The organism is Streptomyces sp. AP-93, from assembly GCF_022808175.1.
In the GTDB taxonomy this organism is placed as follows: domain Bacteria; phylum Actinomycetota; class Actinomycetes; order Streptomycetales; family Streptomycetaceae; genus Streptomyces.
This window is the reverse complement of the sequence record NZ_JALGBX010000006.1, coordinates 189,142-202,647: the sequence shown is the minus strand read 5'-3', so window position 1 is coordinate 202,647 and position 13,506 is coordinate 189,142. Positions and strand designations below refer to the sequence as shown.

The 13,506-nt window shown below is 73.5% G+C and carries 11 protein-coding genes; 3 read left to right on the top strand and 8 right to left on the bottom strand.

Annotation, left to right across the window (positions count from 1 at the left end):
* Positions 1–60 precede the first annotated feature (60 nt).
* Positions 61–537: a DUF3017 domain-containing protein gene (locus MTF69_RS12505; protein ID WP_243333513.1), complete on the bottom strand. Its 477-nt coding sequence runs from the start codon at positions 535–537 to the stop codon at positions 61–63.
* Complete coding sequence (locus tag MTF69_RS12500) at positions 527–1,390, bottom strand: bifunctional methylenetetrahydrofolate dehydrogenase/methenyltetrahydrofolate cyclohydrolase (RefSeq protein ID WP_243333511.1); 864 nt, start codon at positions 1,388–1,390, stop codon at positions 527–529. The genes MTF69_RS12505 and MTF69_RS12500 overlap by 11 nt, the downstream gene beginning before the upstream one ends.
* Positions 1,391–1,852: 462 nt before the next feature.
* Between MTF69_RS12500 and MTF69_RS12495 the strand changes: the two genes are divergently transcribed.
* Complete coding sequence (locus MTF69_RS12495) at positions 1,853–2,332, top strand: hypothetical protein (RefSeq protein WP_243333508.1); 480 nt, start codon at positions 1,853–1,855, stop codon at positions 2,330–2,332.
* Positions 2,333–2,453: 121 nt separating this feature from the next.
* Here the strand turns inward: MTF69_RS12495 and purH are convergent, their stop codons facing one another.
* On the bottom strand, positions 2,454–4,043 hold the full coding sequence (gene purH, locus MTF69_RS12490) for a bifunctional phosphoribosylaminoimidazolecarboxamide formyltransferase/IMP cyclohydrolase (RefSeq protein ID WP_243333836.1): 1,590 nt from the start codon (positions 4,041–4,043) through the stop codon (positions 2,454–2,456).
* Between the two features lie 32 nt (positions 4,044–4,075).
* Positions 4,076–4,699 carry a phosphoribosylglycinamide formyltransferase gene (purN, locus tag MTF69_RS12485; RefSeq protein ID WP_243333506.1) on the bottom strand — a complete coding sequence of 208 codons (624 nt, stop codon included), beginning with the start codon at positions 4,697–4,699 and terminating at the stop codon, positions 4,076–4,078.
* 262 nt (positions 4,700–4,961) lie between these two features.
* Between purN and MTF69_RS12480 the strand changes: the two genes are divergently transcribed.
* Entirely contained in the window at positions 4,962–5,669 is a 708-nt protein-coding gene (locus tag MTF69_RS12480) for a hypothetical protein (RefSeq protein ID WP_243333504.1), read from the top strand.
* A 4-nt stretch (positions 5,670–5,673) separates the two neighbouring features.
* Here the strand turns inward: MTF69_RS12480 and MTF69_RS12475 are convergent, their stop codons facing one another.
* Positions 5,674–7,389, bottom strand: a complete 1,716-nt coding sequence (locus MTF69_RS12475) for a DUF6350 family protein (RefSeq protein WP_243333502.1) — start codon at positions 7,387–7,389, stop codon at positions 5,674–5,676.
* 119 nt (positions 7,390–7,508) lie between these two features.
* Between MTF69_RS12475 and MTF69_RS43375 the strand changes: the two genes are divergently transcribed.
* Positions 7,509–9,479, top strand: coding sequence for a helix-turn-helix domain-containing protein (locus MTF69_RS43375; RefSeq protein WP_308401395.1), 1,971 nt, complete (start codon positions 7,509–7,511; stop codon positions 9,477–9,479).
* A gap of 106 nt (positions 9,480–9,585) precedes the next feature.
* Here MTF69_RS43375 and sucD read toward each other — a convergent pair whose 3' ends face one another.
* The 3 genes from sucD to MTF69_RS12455 all read right to left on the bottom strand — a co-directional run bounded on the left by sucD (position 9,586) and on the right by MTF69_RS12455 (position 13,182).
* Positions 9,586–10,476 carry a succinate--CoA ligase subunit alpha gene (gene sucD / locus MTF69_RS12465; RefSeq protein WP_243333500.1) on the bottom strand — a complete coding sequence of 297 codons (891 nt, stop codon included), beginning with the start codon at positions 10,474–10,476 and terminating at the stop codon, positions 9,586–9,588.
* Positions 10,477–10,497: 21 nt separating this feature from the next.
* Positions 10,498–11,676 carry an ADP-forming succinate--CoA ligase subunit beta gene (gene sucC / locus MTF69_RS12460; protein WP_243333498.1) on the bottom strand — a complete coding sequence of 393 codons (1,179 nt, stop codon included), beginning with the start codon at positions 11,674–11,676 and terminating at the stop codon, positions 10,498–10,500.
* 342 nt (positions 11,677–12,018) lie between these two features.
* Positions 12,019–13,182, bottom strand: coding sequence for a VWA domain-containing protein (locus tag MTF69_RS12455; RefSeq protein ID WP_243333496.1), 1,164 nt, complete (start codon positions 13,180–13,182; stop codon positions 12,019–12,021).
* Between the last annotated feature and the right edge of the window lie 324 nt (positions 13,183–13,506).

Below are 13,506 nucleotides of genomic sequence, written 5' to 3'. Positions count from 1 at the left end.
GACCCTGGGGCCGGCGACCGGCGCTCCGGCGGCCTCGGCCGCCCTCCCGCGGCTGCGGGCTCAGCGGACCGTGAAGCGGACCGCGGTCTCCAGGAAGGGGACGTCCAGAATCGGATTGGGCTCCATGACCAGGGCGAGCAGCGTGATCGCCGCGCCCAGCAGGCCGTACGTGACCATGTCCGTGAAGCGGGAGCGCACCGCGAGCATGCCCACGGAGGGCAGCAGGCTGCGCATCACCGCGCCCGCGATCAGCGCGGCGCCGATCAGCAGGCAGCCGATGCGCGGATGGCCCATCGCGGTGAGCAGCAGTCCGGCGGCCGTCGCGGTGAGGACGGCCAGCATCGGCCACTGCCGGGCCGGAGCCGGAGCGTCGCCCGGCGCGGCCCGGCCGCCGCCCTCGGGACGGGCGGTGTCCCGGGTGACGGAGGGGAAGCGGCGGGACTTGGACCCCGGCGGCTCCTCCGCGGCGACTGCCTTGGCGCGAGCGGAACCGGGATCGGGGACGGTGGTGCGCTCCGGCTCGCGCTCAGCCGGCACGGGGAACCGCCCGCTCGGCCGCCTCGACCACGTTGACGAGCAGCTGCGCCCGGGTCATCGGGCCGACGCCGCCCGGGTTCGGGGAGATCCAGCCGGCCACGTCCGCAACGCCGGGGTGCACGTCCCCGACGATCTTGCCGTTCTCGTCCCGGCTGACGCCGACGTCGAGCACGGCCGCGCCCGGCTTCACGTCCTCCGGCTTGACCAGGTGCGGCACGCCGGCGGCCGCGACGATGATGTCGGCCTGGCGCAGCTGGGCGGCCAGGTCCCGGGTGCCGGTGTGACACAGCGTCACCGTGGCGTTCTCCGACCTGCGGGTGAGCAGCAGGCCCATGGAGCGCCCGACCGTGATGCCGCGGCCGAGGAGCACCACGTGCGCGCCGTTGATCTCGACGCCGTGGTGGCGCAGCAGCTGGACGATCCCGTACGGGGTGCACGGGAGCGGGCCCGGCTCGTTCAGGACCAGCCTGCCGAGTGACATCGGGTGCAGGCCGTCGGCGTCCTTCTCCGGGTCCATGAGCTCCAGGACGCGGTTGGTGTCGATGCCCTTGGGGAGCGGGAGCTGCACGATGTAGCCGGTGCACTCCGGGTTGGCGTTCAGCTCCCGCACGACCTCCTCGATGTCCTCCTGGGAGGCCGTCGCGGGCAGTTCGCGCTGCAGGGAGGCGATGCCGACCTCGGCGCAGTCCTTGTGCTTGCCGTTGACGTACCAGCGGCTGCCCGGGTCGTCGCCGACCAGCAGGGTGCCGAGGCCGGGGGTGATGCCCCGGGCCTTGAGCGCCGCCACGCGGGCGGTCAGTTCGGACTTGATCGCGGCTGCGGTGGCCTTGCCGTCGAGAATCTGGGCAGTCATGACCCCATCCTCCCGGATGGAGCGGTCCCGGATCCAGTCGCGGATCCGGGTGCGGATCCGGTCGCGGCTCCAGCCGGGGATCCGGCCGCGGCTTCCGCAGGGCCTGTCCGGCTTCGTTGCACTTGCACAACGAGTGACGGGCGGACGGTGTCCCGGCTGGACAAGCCCGGCCCGGCGGGACGACGATGCGGGGATCAGTAGTGCCGCGAGCAGTGCCGGGGGGCGGGCCGCACGACTTGCAGTGAATCCTCCGCGCGTGCCGTGCGTCCCCGCACTCCCACGGAGGAACACCCCAGATGAGCTTCGGCGACCCGAACAACCCGTACGCGCAGCAGCCGCAGGGCGGCCAGCCCGCCTACGGCTACCCCCCCCGCAGGCCCCCCAGGGCATCCCCGCCCAGGGCGGCTACGCCTACCCGCAGCAGGCGCCTACCCGGGCGTCCCCGGCTACCCGGGCTCGCCGATGCCGATGCCGGGCGGGGTCAAGGGGGCGCGGGTCATCCTCTGGATCCTCGGGATCATCCAGGCCCTCGGCGGCGTGGCCGTCGCCCTCGTCGGCGCCCTGTTCGCCTCCGAATTCTCCGACTCCAGCTCCTCGTCGAGCGACGCGGGCACCGCGCTGAGCGTCGTCCTCGTCATCATCGGCATCGTCCTCGTCGGCTTCTCGCTGTGGCCGATCCTGACCGCCGCCAAGCTGGGCAAGGGCCGCGGCGGCGTGCGGGTCTCCGGCATCATCTTCGGCTCGCTGCAGGTCCTGTTCGCCCTCTTCGGCCTGGTCGGCAACCTGATCTCGCTCAGCAGCGCGCACGGCTCCGCCGCCGCCGCCGGCGCCGTCATGTTCTCGGTGGTCCTCACGCTGATCTCGCTCGGCCTGGGCGTCTGGATCGTCGTCGGTCTGGCCAACTCCGCCGCGGGCGTCTACTTCAAGCGCCCGCAGTACTAGACCGGCTCCGGTACGACCGCTCGTACCGGTACCGCGCACGGCGAAGGCCGCGTACCGCACTGCTGCGGTACGCGGCCTTCGCCGTCTGACGGGTGAGCGCCGGACTCGGCAGCTCGGTGACTCAGTGGAAGAAGTGACGGGTCCCGGTGAGGTACATCGTCACGCCCGCCGCCTTCGCGGCCTCGATGACCAGTTCGTCGCGCATCGAACCGCCCGGCTGGACCACGGCCTTGATGCCCGCGGCCGTCAGGATCTCCAGCCCGTCCGGGAAGGGGAAGAAGGCGTCGGAGGCGGCGTACGAGCCCTGCGCGCGCTCGGCGCCCGCCCGCTCGACGGCCAGCTTCGCGGAGTCGACGCGGTTGACCTGGCCCATGCCGACGCCGACCGAGGCGCCGTCCTTGGCGAGCAGGATCGCGTTGGACTTGACGGCGCGGCAGGCCTTCCACGCGAAGGCCAGGTCGGCGAGCTCGTCGGCGGACAGGGCCTCGCCGGTGGCCAGCGTCCAGTTGGCCGGGTCGTCGCCCTCGGCCTGGACGAGGTCGGACTGCTGGAGCAGCACGCCGCCGGAGATGGGCTTGAGCTCGGCCGGCTGGTGCGGAGCACCCGCCACCTTCAGGACGCGGATGTTCTTCTTCTTCGCCAGGACCTCGACGGCGCCCGGCTCGAAGTCGGGGGCCACGATGACCTCGGTGAAGATCTCCGCGACCTGCTCGGCGAGCTCGACGCTCACCGGACGGTTGACGGCGATGACCCCGCCGAAGGCGGAGGCCGTGTCGCAGGCGTGCGCCTTGCGGTGGGCCTCGGCGACGTCCTTGCCCACCGCGATGCCGCAGGGGTTGGCGTGCTTGATGATCGCGACGCAGGGCTCTTCGTGGTCGTAGGCGGCGCGGCGGGCCGCGTCGGTGTCCACGTAGTTGTTGTAGGACATCTCCTTGCCGTGCAGCTGCTCGGCGTTGGCGAGCCCGCCCGGCGAGCCGTCCGTGTACAGGGCGGCCGCCTGGTGCGGGTTCTCGCCGTAGCGGAGGGTGGACTTGCGCTCCCAGGCGCCGGCGAGGAACTCGGGCAGCGCGGCCGTGTCCTCGGGGGCCTGCGGGGCGTACGCGTTCGTGAACCAGGAGGCCACGGCCACGTCGTAGGCGGCGGTGTGCTGGAAGGCCTCGGCCGCGAGCCGCTTGCGGGCGGTGAGGTCGAAACCGCCGCCCTGGGCGGCGGTCAGCACGTCGGCGTAGCGCGCCGGGCTGGTGACCACGGCCACCGAGGGGTGGTTCTTGGCGGCGGCGCGGACCATCGAGGGGCCGCCGATGTCGATCTGCTCCACGCACTCGTCCGGGGTCGCGCCCGACTGGACGGTCGCGAGGAAGGGGTAGAGGTTGACGATCACCAGGTCGAAGGGCTCGACGCCCAGCTCGGCGAGCTGGTTGCGGTGGTCCTCCAGGCGCAGGTCGGCGAGGATGCCGGCGTGCACGCGCGGGTGCAGGGTCTTGACCCGGCCGTCCAGGCACTCGGGGAAGCCGGTCAGCTCCTCGACCTTGGTGACGGGCACCCCGGCGGCGGCGATCTTCGAAGCGGTGGAGCCGGTCGAGACGAGCGCGACACCCGCCTCGTGCAGACCGCGGGCCAGCTCTTCCAGTCCCGTCTTGTCGTAGACGCTGATGAGCGCGCGCCGGATCGGGCGCTTCGACGCGGCGAGGTCCTCGCCCTCTGCGGTCACGGTCTCTGCGGTCCCTGCGGCCTCTGCGGCGGTCACTGGATTGTTACCTTTCGTCCCTCGATGCGGTAGCCGTGCCGGGCCAGGCGCCCCACGACGTCGACGAGCAGCTCGCGCTCGACTTCCTTGATCCGCTCATGGAGAGCGGCTTCGTCCTCTTCGTCCCGGACCTCGACCACACCCTGGGCGATGATCGGACCGGTGTCCACGCCCGCGTCCACGAAGTGGACGGTGCAGCCGGTGACCTTCGCGCCGTAGGCGAGGGCGTCCCGTACGCCGTGGGCGCCCGGGAACGCCGGGAGGAGGGCGGGGTGGGTGTTGACGAACCGGCCGCCGAAGCGGCCGATGAACTCCGGCCCGACGATCTTCATGAACCCCGCCGAGACCACCAGGTCCGGCGCGTGCGCGTCGGTGGCCTCGGTCAGGGCGGCGTCCCACTCCGCACGGCTCGCGTACGCCTTGACCGGGCACACGAAGGTGGGGATCCCGGCCTTCTCGGCGCGCTCCAGGCCGGCGATGTTCTCGCGGTCTGCTCCCACGGCGACGACTTCGGCGCCGAAGCCCTCGGGTCCGCCGGGGTGGGCGTCGATGGCGTCGAGCAGGGCCTGGAGGTTGGTGCCGGATCCGGAGACCAGCACGACCAGGCGGGAGGCGGCCATGGGAGGCCCTTTCTCGTCGAGCGGGGGCGCCTCCCGGCGTGAACCGGGGGCGCGTCGTTCGTCTTGTGCGATCACATGAAAACTCGGACCCCCGAGATACGGGGGACCCTACGAAGCCATCGACCGCCTGCAACGATACCGGCACACCGGACGGCCCCCGAGGGACGGGGGGACGGGCGGGCGGTAGCGTCTGGCGTACACGCCGTAAACAGGCCTCGGACGTCCCAGCGGCGTCCACGACACAGGGGATGAAACACACCCGATGCCGGACCGCCCCCAGCCCGACCGCCCCACCGACGACAACCCCTTCGCGGCGCCCCCGGAAGACCGGCCCGACCAGCTCTGGGAGCCGCGCGCCGGCAGTGACGGCGGCGACAAGCAGAACCCCGGGCCGGGACCTGGCTCGGGCCCCGGCTCGGGACCGGCGCGCTGGGACCCCACGGACCCGATCCAGCGGCGGGCCCGGTACGCGCTGCTGGCCGGTATGTGGGGCTTCTTCTTCGGGGTCTTCGGCATCCCCTCGATGGGTCTGCTGCTGGGCGCGCTCGCCCTGTACTGGGGGATCAGCGCGCTGCGCGGGACGGCCCCCGCGAAGCCGTCCGGGGACGGGGCGCAGGGCGCCCCGGGCGCGCGCGCCTCGGCGTCGGACGTGGGCACGGGGACGGTCAGGGGCGCCGCTACGGATACGGGTGCCGGTGCGGCCACGGCTGCCGGTGCGGCTCCCGGTACGGCCCGGGGCGGACTGGCGGCGCTGGGTGCCGCCGCCCGGCCCCAGCGGACGGCGGCGGCGAGCGGCCTGGTGACGGCTTCGCTGGCGATCCTGCTGGCGCTGTCCTCGTACGCGGTGCAGCTCACGTACAAGGACTTCTACGTCTGCAAGCAGGACGCCCTCACCAAGCCGGCCGAGCTGCAGTGCAACGACCTACTGCCGGACAACTTCATCGGCAAGATGCTCGAGGTCCAACGCTAGCCGGCTAGTCGATCCGGGCGGCCTCCGGCTCGGGCCGGCGGTCCGGTTCGGTCGGTGCGGCCTGCCCCGGGTCCGTTGCCGCTGCCGTCGCTGCTGCTGCTGTTGCTGCTGCCGTTGCCGTCGCCGCTGCCGGCTCCGTCGCTGCTGCCGTTTCCGCTGCGGGCTTCCGGCGGGTCAGTACGCGGGCTCCGGTGACCGGCGGGACGAGCGGGGCCGGTGGCGGCGGCTCCGCGGGCAGTGCGGGGAGCGGGATCGGGGTCAGGTCCAGCTTGAGGCCGGGCATGACCAGCACGGGACGCTTCGGCGGTGCGGGCACCGGCCGGGACGCTTCCTCCGGCATCCGGACCGGGGGCTGCCCGTCACCCTCGGCCGGGGTGCTGGAGAAGTCCGGGATCAAGGTGCCCGCCGTACGGCGCAGGGCCGCCCAGCGGACCTCGCGCACGCCGCTGTCGTGCCAGCCGTCCTCGGAGCCGGCACCGGCCAGGCCCCTCGCGGGCCGGTTCCGCCAGGCGTGCACGGTGACGGCCAGCGGGACCGCGAGGACCAGGGTCCAGCCCAGGGCCGCCCCGCCCGCCTGCCACCACACGGGGCCGAAGGCGGCCAGCTCCCGGGAACCGAGCGGCCCCGCCGAAGCCGCGGCGAGAGCGGCCGTCGCTAGGGCGCACACCAGGGCGCCCAGCGCCGCCGTGAGCGCGGTTTCCCCGTACGAGACGTCGCGCGCCCGGCGTACCGCGAACCAGCCCACCGCCAGCCCGGCCACCACCGGCACCGCGCCGACGGCCCAGGTCAGCGGCGTGCCGGGGCCCTCCGCGGGCAGCGCCGCGAGCAGCGGGAAGCGCGGCAGCGCGGGCGAGCCGCCGAAGCCGAGCGGGGCCGCGGCGGCGCCCGTGCCCAGCGCGAAGCCGGGACCGAGGGCGTAGGCGGCGCCCCAGACGACGGCGTTCGGGATCAGCGCGAGCGCGAGCAGCAGCACCGCGAAGCGGCCCGACCAGTCCCCGGTCAGCGCCGCGAAGGAACCCTGCACCTCCGCCCCGCGCCAGGCCAGCGAGGCCCCGACCAGCACGGCTCCGCCGCCGAGGAGCACCAGCACCCCGCCGGCGCCGGCCCGCAGCGCGAGGGCGTAGCGGGGCCGGGCGAGCCGGCCGGGCAGCTGCCCGAGCGGCCTCCCCCGGTACTCCCAGACCCCGCCGGCGGCGGCGAGGGCGGCGACGGCCGGGAGGTGCCAGGCCGCGCTGATCGGGTCGGCGGGCATCGGCCCGGCGGCGGCGTACACGACGGCCAGGGCGCCGACCCCGAGGTAGCCGCAGAGCACGGCGCAGAACACCACGCCCGCGGGCAGCGGCTCCGCGCCCCGGTCCTCCTGCGCGGCGCTGCCCAGCCGGGCGGCGCGCCGGATGAGCAGCGCGGGCAGGGCCACCAGCAGCAACGGGGTCAGGCCGACGGGGGCCGGCACCCCGGAGAGCGTCTCGTAGCGGACGAGGTCGGTCCCGTGGGCGAGCAGCCAGAGGCCCGCGGCGAGGTGCAGGGCGCCACCGGGACCGCTGTCGGGGAAGGGGGAGCTGATCCACAGCACGATGACGAGCACGGCGAGGAAGCCGAGCCCCAGCACTGCGGCGACGGCGCCACCCACGACACACGCGGCGGCCGCCGGTGAACGGCGCCGTGCGGGGGCCCTGGGGGGCATGGGCAACGAGGTCCCGCGTTCGGTCACTTGGGTCACGCTGACATGGTGCCAACGACACGCGCTATGGGCGGGTAACAGGCGAATGACCGTGGTGTCGCTCAATATACGTTTATGTACTTTTTCGCTCAGGGCGTCCGGGTCGCGGGGAGTGTGGCATGACACAAAGCGTCACGGAGCTGGGCCTCCCCACCCCGAAGGAACGCCGACGCCTGCGCGAAGCGGCCGACCTGACGCACGAAGAGGTCGCGGCGGCGGTGGGCGTCACCTCGAACACGGTCCGCTCCTGGGAGACCGGCCGCACCCACCCGCGGGGCCGCAAGCTGGAGGCCTACTCCAAGCTCCTGAGCCGCCTGTCCACGGACGAGTCCGCCGGCTCCGCCCCCTCGGGTCCCACGGCCCGGACCGACGGCTCGGGCCCCACGGCCCGGACCGACGGGTCCGAGGGCGGCTCCGCGCAGGGCGGGGGTGACTCCGCCGGGGCGGCCGGGGGCGCCTCCACCGGTACGCCCACCCGGCCCGCATGGGTCAACGGCACCGCCACACCGCAGGCGGGAGCAGCGCAGGCCGGCTCGTCCGGCGTCGGCTCGTCCGGCGTCGGCTCCTCCGGTGGAACCGGCACCGCCGGGGCGGACACGGACGCGGCGTCAGCTCCGGGCATCGCGCCCGGGAGCCCGCTCGACAGCGACACGGAGCACGCCGGGGCGGCAACCGGCGCCGCCTCCGCGGACGCAGACGCGGTGTCAGCCGCCGACGCCCCCGAGGGCCGGTTCGGGCTGCGCATGATGCGCGGACCCACCCGGCCCGTCGGGGCGCAGACCCGGCCCAAGGCCGCCGTCAAGCGCGCCTCGAAGCCCCCCGTCGGGGTGCCCCGGCACGAGGCCAAGTCCGCCGTCAAGGCCGGGGCCGCCCTGGGCGGCGGCCACGGCGGAGGCGGCTTCGCAGCCCTCCGTCCCGGGGGCTCCCTCCCCCCGGGCGCCGGTACGGGCACGGCCCCTGACACCGGCTCAGGCGCCGGACCGGACTCCGGGCCGCACTCCGGAACGACCGCCGCGCCGGCCGGGCCGGGCTCCACGTCGGCCACCGGGCCGGGACAGGCCGGGCCGGACACCGGGCCGGCCGCCGGTGCGGACCCCGCGCCCGCCGCCGGGAAGGCCGCCGCGAAGGCTCCCGCCCCGGACTCCGCCTCGGCCGCCGAGGACGCCGGACCTGCGGACCCCGAAGGAGGCGCCGGCAGGGCGGGCGGCCCGGCCGCGAAGGCCCGTACCGCCCCCGAGGACGCTCCCCAGGACGCCCCCGGCGAGGACGCCCCGACGGTGACGGCGGTCTCCGCCTTCGACGCCCTCTACAACCGCACCGCCCCCGCCCTGGCCCGCCAGGCCTTCCTCCTCACCGGCCGTCACGCACTCGCCTGTGAGGCCGTGGAGCGCGCCTTCCAGCAGGCGTGGGAGCGCTGGCCCGAGGTCGCCACCGATCCCGATCCGGTCGGGTGGGTGCGCGCGGCCACGTACGAGTACGCGCTCTCCCCCTGGCACCGGTTCCGGCGTTCCCACCGGCACCCCGACAAGCCCCCGGCCGACCCCGCGGACCGCGTCCTGCTGGACGCGATGCTCGGGCTGCCCCCGGCCCACCGCCGCACGGTCCTGCTCTACGACGGCGTCGGGCTGGACCTCCCCGACACCGCCGCCGAGACCGAGGCGTCCACGCCGACCGCCGGCAGCCGGCTCGTCAACGCGCACGCCGACCTCGCCGACCAGCTCCCCGAACTGGACGGCGTAGCGCCCGCCAAGCAGTCCGCGGTGCTGCGCGATCGGCTCGGCACGCTGCGGCCGGCGCTCCGGCTGGAGCCGCGCGCGGCAGCCGTCGTACGGATGGCCGGCGAGCACCGCACACGGCTGTGGACGCGTGCGGTGATCGGGGTGACGGCGGCCATCGCCGCGGCGACGGCGTACACCTGGGTGACCGCTCCGACCGAGTACGAGCCTCCGCGCTCCCCCGGCGCGAGCGTGTCGGGCGTGCCCCCGCACAGCGGCCCGCAGCAGCTCACGGACGAGGGCCGGCAGCTCCACGACAAGCTGCTGTCCGACCCGTCGGCCGGCCCGTCCCGGATCGCGCCGAGCCTCGAATAGCGGTACGGCCGGACGACCGGCGTCCCCGCGTACGGAAACGGGCGTGGCCCGCACCCCTCACAGGGTGCGGGCCACGCCCGTCTGCACGTGCGGCCGAAGGCGGCTGCTACTGCGCGGCGTTCAGGATCTCGCGCGCCAGCTTCGCGGTCTCGGTCGGCGTCTTGCCGACCTTCACGCCCGCGGCCTCCAGGGCTTCCTTCTTGGCCTGTGCGGTGCCAGAAGAACCGGAGACGATCGCTCCGGCGTGACCCATGGTCTTGCCCTCGGGGGCGGTGAAGCCCGCGACGTAGCCGACGACCGGCTTGGTGACGTTCTTCGCGATGAAGTCCGCCGCACGCTCCTCGGCGTCGCCGCCGATCTCGCCGATCATGACGATCAGGTCGGTGTCGGGGTCCGCCTCGAACGCCTCGAGGGCGTCGATGTGCGTGGTGCCGATGACCGGGTCGCCACCGATGCCGACGGCGGAGGAGAAGCCGATGTCACGGAGCTCGTACATCATCTGGTAGGTCAGCGTGCCCGACTTGGACACGAGACCGATGCGGCCGGGCTTGGTGATGTCGCCCGGGATGATGCCGGCGTTGGACTGGCCGGGGGTGATCAGACCCGGGCAGTTCGGGCCGATGATCCGCGTCTTGTTGCCCTTGGAGGTCGCGTACGACCAGAAGGCGGCGGAGTCGTGCACCGCGATGCCCTCGGTGATGACGACGGCCAGCGGGATCTCGGCGTCGATCGCCTCGACCACGGCGGACTTGGCGAACGCCGGCGGGACGAAGAGGACGGAGACGTTGGCGCCCGTCTTCTCCATCGCCTCGGCGACGGAGCCGAAGACCGGGACCTCCGTGCCATCGAAGTCGACGGTGGTGCCGGCCTTGCGCGGGTTCACGCCGCCGACGATGTTGGTGCCGTCAGCCAGCATCAGCTTGGTGTGCTTCAAGCCCGTGGCACCGGTCATGCCCTGGACGATGACCTTGCTGTCCTTGTTGAGGAAGATAGCCATGTGAGTCTGTGACCTCTGCCCTTACTTCGCAGCCGCGAGCTCGGCGGCCTTGTCGGCCGCGCCGTCCATGGTGTCCACGCGCTGGACCAGCGGGTGGTTGGCGTCCGAGAGGATCTTGCGACCCAGCTCGGCGTTGTTGCCGTCGAGACGGACGACCAGCGGCTTGGTGACCGCCTCGCCCCTGTCCTCGAGCAGCTGCAGCGCCTGGACGATGCCGTTGGCGACCTCGTCGCACGCGGTGATGCCGCCGAAGACGTTGACGAAGACGGACTTGACGTCCGGGTCGCCGAGGATGATCTCGAGACCGTTGGCCATGACGGCGGCGGAGGCGCCACCGCCGATGTCCAGGAAGTTGGCGGGCTTGACGCCGCCGTGGTTTTCGCCGGCGTAGGCGACGACGTCGAGGGTGCTCATGACGAGACCCGCGCCGTTGCCGATGATGCCGACCTCGCCGTCGAGCTTCACGTAGTTGAGGTTCTTCGCCTTGGCGGCGGCCTCGAGCGGGTTCGCGGCAGCGTGGTCCACGAACTCCTCGTGGCCCGGCTGGCGGAACTCGGCGTTCTCGTCGAGCGAGACCTTGCCGTCGAGCGCGATGACGTCGCCGTTGGCGACCTTCGCGAGCGGGTTGACCTCGACGAGGAGCGCGTCCTCGGCGATGAAGGTCGCCCACAGGGTCACGAGGACCTCGGCGACCTTCTCGGCGACCTCGGCCGGGAACTGCGCCAGCGCGACGATCTCGCGGGCCTTCTCGATGGTCACGCCCTCGTTGGCGTTCACCGGGACCTTGGCGAGCTTCTCCGGAGTCTCCTCGGCGACCTGCTCGATGTCCATGCCGCCCGCGACCGAGGCCATGGCCAGGAAGGTGCGGTTGGTGCGGTCGAGGAGGTACGAGACGTAGTACTCCTCCAGGATCTCCGGAGCCGTCTCGGCGATCATCACCTTGTGGACCGTGTGGCCCTTGATGTCCATCCCGAGGATGTCCGTCGCACGGGCGACGGCCTCGTCCGGGGTGGCGGCGAGCTTGACGCCGCCGGCCTTGCCGCGGCCGCCGACCTTCACCTGCGCCTTGACGACCGACTTGCCACCCATGCGCTCGGTGGCCTCGCGGGCTGCCTCAGGCGTGTCGATGACTTCACCGGCCAGCACCGGTACACCGTGCTTGGCGAAGAGGTCCCTCGCCTGGTACTCGAACAGGTCCACGCGCGTCCGTCCCTTGTCTTTTTTAAAGATTCGCAGTGATTCGCGGTTGTCTGCTATCTGCGTGGGCGTGCCGCGGAGGGCAACGTGACGGCGCTGTCACAAGGAAGGCGCACACGGTGACCGTGGACGCGGCATGTCCGTCCCGCAGGTTATCCCCGTGGGACGTAGGTCCCTAAATCGCAGATCACACCTGAGCGGTGATACCTGTCACAGATCGCCTCACGGTTGAACTGCATCTTCGTGCGATCCACCGATGGCCGGCCACGGGGACGGCTCCCCTACGGGCACCCGCGCGGGCGGTCCGGGAGCGCGCGCGGTGGTGCCCGCCCGGTCATGGGCCGGTCACGGGACGGGCAGGGGGCGCTTCTCCAGCGCCGCGGCCATCACCTCCGGGAACAGGTCGGGGGTGCAGGCGAAGGCCGGGGCGCCGAGCGCGGCGAGGGCAGCGGCGTGGTCCCGGTCGTAGGCGGGCGCGCCCTCGTCGGACAGCGCGAGCAGCGCCACGAACTCCACCCCCGCCGCCTTCATCGCAGCGACCCGCTTCAGCATCTCGTCGCGTATGCCGCCCTCGTAGAGATCACTGATGAGGACGACGACGGTGTCGGCGGGGCGGGTGATCTTCGACTGGCAGTAGGCGAGCGCGCGGTTGATGTCGGTGCCGCCGCCGAGCTGGGTGCCGAACAGCACGTCGACGGGATCGTCGAGCTGGTCGGTCAGGTCCACGACGGCGGTGTCGAAGACGACCAGCCGGGTCGCTATCGAACGCATCGAGGCCAGCACCGCCCCGAAGACGGAGGCGTAGACGACGGAGGCCGCCATGGACCCCGACTGGTCGATGCACAGCACGACCTCCTTCTTCACCGCCCGCGCGGCGCGGCCGTAGCCGACCAGCCGCTCGGGGACGACGGTCCGGTGCTCGGGCAGGTAGTTCTTCAGGTTCGCCCGGATGGTCCGGTCCCAGTCGATGTCCGCGTGCCGCGGCCGGCTGATCCGGGCGGACCGGTCGAGCGCGCCCGTCAGCGTGGCCCGCGTCCGGCTCGCGAGCCGCTTCTCCACCTGCTCGACCACCTTGCGGACGACGGCGCGGGCGGTCTCCCGGGTGGTCTCGGGCATGGCCTTGTTGAGGGAGAGCAGGGTGCCGACGAGGTGCACGTCCGGCTCCACCGCTTCCAGCATCTCGGGCTCCAGCAGCAGGGCGGACAGCCCGAGCCGCTGGATGGCGTCCCGCTGCATGACCTGCACCACGGAGGTGGGGAAGTACGTCCGGATGTCCCCGAGCCAGCGCGCCACCTGGGGCGCGGACCCGCCGAGTCCGGCCGACCGCTCCCCGGCCCGCTTGCGGCCCCGGCCGCCGTCGGCCCCGTAGAGCGCCCCGAGCGCGGCGTCCATCCCGGCGTCCGCGCCCCCCAACGCACACCCGGTCCCGTCCGCCTCTCCCCCGCCCAGCACCATCCGCCACCGCCGCAACCGCTCCGCGTCGCCGCCGCTCACGTCTCCACCAGCCATCTGCCAACTCCCGCTCTCGAAGCCATCTCGAACCACTGCCGACCACTGCCGACCACCCCCGGCTGCCCCCGCCGACCACTGCCGCTGCGCGGCGCGAAGTCCCCTACCCGCCCTTCCACCGTTCCCCGGGCACTGCCCGGACCCACTGCCCGGATCCACTGCCCGGACCCACTGCCCGGATCCACTGCCCGGATCCACTGCCCGGACCCGCTGCCCGGACCCGCTGCCCGGACCCGCTGCCGGGTGCGGCACCGTTGCCGGGGGCCGGCCCCCGGTCCCCCGCGCCTCAAACGCCGGCGGGGCTGAGATGGCCCTGCGGGCAAT

Excerpts from the sequence above, each read along its gene's own strand:
- MTF69_RS12500 (WP_243333511.1), bottom strand. The coding sequence starts at position 1,390 with ATGACTGCCCAGATTCTCGACGGCAAGGCCACCGCAGCCGCGATCAAG.
- MTF69_RS12495 (WP_243333508.1), top strand. The coding sequence starts at position 1,853 with ATGCCGATGCCGGGCGGGGTCAAGGGGGCGCGGGTCATCCTCTGGATC.
- purN (WP_243333506.1), bottom strand. The coding sequence starts at position 4,699 with ATGGCCGCCTCCCGCCTGGTCGTGCTGGTCTCCGGATCCGGCACCAAC.
- MTF69_RS12480 (WP_243333504.1), top strand. The coding sequence starts at position 4,962 with ATGCCGGACCGCCCCCAGCCCGACCGCCCCACCGACGACAACCCCTTC.
- MTF69_RS43375 (WP_308401395.1), top strand. The coding sequence starts at position 7,509 with ATGACACAAAGCGTCACGGAGCTGGGCCTCCCCACCCCGAAGGAACGC.
- sucD (WP_243333500.1), bottom strand. The coding sequence starts at position 10,476 with ATGGCTATCTTCCTCAACAAGGACAGCAAGGTCATCGTCCAGGGCATG.
- MTF69_RS12455 (WP_243333496.1), bottom strand. The coding sequence starts at position 13,182 with ATGGCTGGTGGAGACGTGAGCGGCGGCGACGCGGAGCGGTTGCGGCGG.